This window comes from Paenisporosarcina sp. P4_D4 (genome assembly GCF_056401835.1).
Map to the genome: position 1 here is coordinate 1 of NZ_JBFUIO010000151.1, position 4,261 is coordinate 4,261.

At 35.7% G+C, this 4,261-nt stretch carries 5 protein-coding genes; all 5 read right to left on the bottom strand.

The features are described from left to right. The coding region (locus AC1DSL_RS16105) for an adaptor protein MecA (RefSeq protein WP_477532964.1) at positions 1 to 416 on the bottom strand (416 nt) is incomplete at its 3' end. Positions 417 to 678: 262 nt separating this feature from the next. Continuing rightward, complete coding sequence (gene spxA, locus AC1DSL_RS16110) at positions 679 to 1,074, bottom strand: transcriptional regulator SpxA (RefSeq protein WP_162920212.1); 396 nt, start codon at positions 1,072 to 1,074, stop codon at positions 679 to 681. 412 nt (positions 1,075 to 1,486) lie between these two features. Then, on the bottom strand, positions 1,487 to 2,692 hold the full coding sequence (locus AC1DSL_RS16115; RefSeq protein ID WP_477532965.1) for a putative glycoside hydrolase: 1,206 nt from the start codon (positions 2,690 to 2,692) through the stop codon (positions 1,487 to 1,489). Positions 2,693 to 2,886: 194 nt separating this feature from the next. Beyond that, positions 2,887 to 3,114, bottom strand: coding sequence for a YczI family protein (locus AC1DSL_RS16120; protein WP_342543777.1), 228 nt, complete (start codon positions 3,112 to 3,114; stop codon positions 2,887 to 2,889). Between the two features lie 509 nt (positions 3,115 to 3,623). Next, positions 3,624 to 4,261: ATP-binding cassette domain-containing protein (locus AC1DSL_RS16125; protein ID WP_477532966.1), on the bottom strand; the 638-nt coding region annotated here is incomplete at its 5' end.

Here is a 4,261-nt window from a genome sequence, read left to right on the forward strand (position 1 = left end):
TCTTCAAAGTCATTCACAAAAAATGTGAATTCACTTTGAGGTTCATCTGAATCAGTAAAAAGTCCACCATATTCATCATAAGATTGTTCGTCTGATGAACTTTCAGACATATTAGAAAAGTATTGACCCTTTTCATCCATTTCAAATGGAGAGTCTACTTTCTTCCCATCACGATTAATTTGTGCCCGAGTTACTGTTACTTCAAGTCCTTTATCCATTGCATGAACTTGAATCCACAATGGACCTTCGACTTCAAAGTCTGATTCATCATTAATTTCATCCATCATTTCCCAAAAGAGTTCTTCGCTTTTATCTCGATTAAACCAAATTTCGTCTCGGCTGAAGCCTCTTTTTTCAATGTCGATGTATGAAATGTAGAATTTGACTGTATTTTCATTAATGCGTTCGATATCCATTTTACACATCTCCCTTCGATCGCTTTAAAGGGATTCCCCTTTTTTCAGCAACACTTCAAGCCGCTTACCGATACAGTGTCTGTTTCTATTGTATGACGGTCCAGAGAAAATGAAAAGGATATGCTCCTACTCTGGAAAATACAATTTATTAGCATTGTAGTAGAGCGAGAAGAGATTGGCAAGCTGAAAAATGCAAAATGACTGACGTTTTCTTCTCAATTAAAATTAAAAGAAGAATCAATCAGTCATTTTTCATCCGAATTTAGTTAACCATGCGTTGTGCTTCAAGCAATTGATAAGCCCGAACTTTACGAGGTAAAAAACGACGAATTTCATCTTCGTTATAACCTACTTGTAGACGCTTTTCATCTAGAATAATTGGACGACGTAACAGTCCAGGATGTTCTTGAATTAATTCGTACAAACGTTGAAGTGGTAAGCTTTCAACATCAACATTTAATTTTTGGAATATTTTAGAACGAGTGGAAATGATCTCATCAGTACCATCTTCCGTCATTCGAAGAATTTCTTTAATTTCGCTAATACTTAGCGGTTCCGAAAAGATGTTACGCTCAGTATATGGAATGTCATGCTCTTCTAACCATGCTTTCGCTTTTCGACATGATGTACAGCTAGGAGAAGTAAACAATGTAACCATCATAGGAACACTTCCTTTCAAATGTGTAAACAAGTTCAAGTAAATTGTAACAACTTTTAATTTAGAATTACTTTAATATAGGTTAACAAAATTTATTATACACCATTTTCAAGATTTTTAATATAGAATATGAAGAAAAAGTCAAGTAATTTAATGTGGCGTCACATTTTAGCAATAATATGTAGGAAGCACGCACTTTAACTCAATTTCTATGCTATACATTTAAAATATACCCGCATCTAACCTGTTTTAAACAATAATATTTGTTTGGATTTTCAATTCTCAATTAGAGAATGAAAATGACAAAATGTTTTTTCTCTTCATTAAATAATACGTTTAAAACACCCAAAAGGTTTCATATTTAGAAAAAAAAAAAAAATTCTCTTCCATTCGAAAGAGAATTTTTTCTGTGCTATGGTGTGTAATCCACACCTGGCGAATAACGATTGCCCGCATTCCATAATAAGTATTCTTTTATACCAGCTTCACTTAACGCACGTATTTGCGCTTCCACTTCTGCAGCACCGTATTTCTTGTAATTCCCTGCTCCTAAGTAGGAAGCTGTGAAATCCTGTAACCATGGACGTGAAATTGGCGGACTTTCAAGTTTGCCCAGTGTGGCATTTTCAGCTTTTGCATATTCTTGGACAAGTCGATACGGTTCTAAATCTGGCTTATCGATGCCAAAATAAGACGTCCAGTGACTTGGGTAGATCATTGACGAAATCACATCAACATTTTCGGAAATCTTTCCGAAATTTTGTCCGATTCCAGGTGCTTCAGGTAAGGTTGCGGCATACCCGAAGATATCCACAGATACTTTTACATCATAAGGTTTTAATTTCTCACGTGCATACGCTACAAAATCGGTCACTGCATGAACACGTAGTTGTACATCGTCATCTTTAGAAGTTGCATAGTCACCTTTTCCATATTTAAGTGAATCAGAACGCGTTTCAAATCCTTCAGGGAAACGTACATAATCAAATTGGACTTCCTGGAAGCCCATTTTTGCAGCTTCTATTGCAATGGCAACGTTATGATCCCATACTTCTTTCATGAAAGGGTTTACAAATGATTCTCCGCGACCGTTTTTCCAGACTGTTGAACCTTCCACAAAGGAAAGCTCTGGTTTGGCATTAGCAAGGTTGGAATCTTTGAAAACCACTACACGTGCGATTGGGTATACTTGTTTTTCCTCTAAAACTTTTAACATCGCTTTTGGATCTTTAATATATGGGTTCCCGATATTTAAAGGTTTTAATGGTGAGTCGTCGGCTGGAACATATGTTAAATCGCCAAAATCATCTTTAATATCAATGACCATGGCATTTAATTCAGTGGAATCCATTAACTTCAATAACTCTTTAAAGCGTGCTCCTCCTGCTGAATGACCAGTTACATAGACACCACGGATGGCATCAGGATAAGTGAAATTCATACCCGAATCAAATCGAAACAATGCGGAAGCAGTAATCATTTCTTCTTCAACCGTAGTAAAGCCATATGTACGTTCAGTAAAGTCCTTGACGATTACTTCTTTCGCAGCATAGCTTGAAGTAGGCATTAATAATGCTGCAACTAAAGCACTTGTTCCTATGTATTTTCTTACTGTCATAATTTGTACTTCCTTTCTATTCTCTACCATTTTAGCAAGTATACATATGCATTTAAAGATTAATTTGTCATATAAAAAAAGAAAGCCTATGTTAACTTTCTCGGTTGTTTTTAAAAAAAGAAGCGTATTCGATATTTTGAGTCGAATACACTTMTTGTTCTTTCGTATGGAGAATAATACTTACATTAAACTCCCTAATGCAATATAAAACTTTGGATAGATACGAATAGCGAAAATGCAAATACGACTATCAATAACCAACCTGTCAGCTTTTTATTTTGTTGGAATTCTTGTATTCCCGTCACCAACATTGATAAACCTAAAAATAAAATCAAATATGCTTGAAATTCAAAATTTCTTGTAATTAATCCATAACCAGCTAATGCTAATGTAATAATTGAAAATAGAATCCGTAAAATCATTAACAAAGTTTATCTACCTCCTAAAACTAAACTCGCCTATTTTCTTAACTAAGGCAATTTTTTTCTTTCATTATATAATATAATTCTACAAATATTCCCAAAAATTTTGTTATGCTGTCCTTTTTCTTAATGGAATCGTTGCGTTCGTTTCGTTTATTGGGTATAACATTTGTTCTATACAGTCGAATATCAACAATATAATTAAACAGAGCCAAAAAAAGGAATCTGTGCCATTTCCGCAGCCGAACTAACAAGCCTCCTCGGGCCARCASGATGTTGGTCACGAAGGTGTTTCCACAAAATTGCATTTTGCGACGAGTAACCGCAGGAGCAGCCTTTTCGAAGAATGAGACCCACAAGTATGTGGTTTTCATATTCGTTTGCTCATGCGGAACATACGGCTAGCGCAAATGTACGATAAACAACCATATTTATTAACAGAGCCAAAAGAAAWAGCCATTCCTTATAAAGGAATGGCACATTTCATTTTTCCCATGTATCAAAGTTCATTATACACGAGCTGCAGAAGTTAACTTTAATGATTCAAATTCACGTTCTGAACAGAATACAAAATGTCCAGGTGTTACTTCACGCATCGCAATTTCTTCCCCATCTTGATAATTATGAGATGTAGGATCATACGATTTACGTACGCGTGTACGCTCATAGTTAGGATCTGGAAGTGGAATTGCAGATAACAAAGATTGTGTATAAGGATGTAATGGGTTATTGTACAACTCTTCGGCAGGAGCCAATTCAACCAATTTCCCGAAATACATCACACCGATACGATCGGAAATGTATTTTACCATCGACAAGTCATGTGCGATAAATAAATAAGTCAATCCTTTTTCTTCTTGTAGTTCTTTTAATAAGTTAACTACTTGTGCTTGAATCGATACGTCCAACGCAGAAATTGGCTCATCAGCGATGATGAATTCAGGATCTACTGCAAGAGCGCGAGCGATACCAAGACGTTGGCGTTGTCCACCCGAGAATTCATGTGGATAGCGGTTTGCATGTTCTTTATTAAGACCAACAGTCTCTAAAAGTTCATGGACACGATCTTTACGCTCTTTTGAATTTTTTGTTAAGCCATGAATATCTAAACCTTCTGCAATAATATCCAATACTTTCATACGTGGAT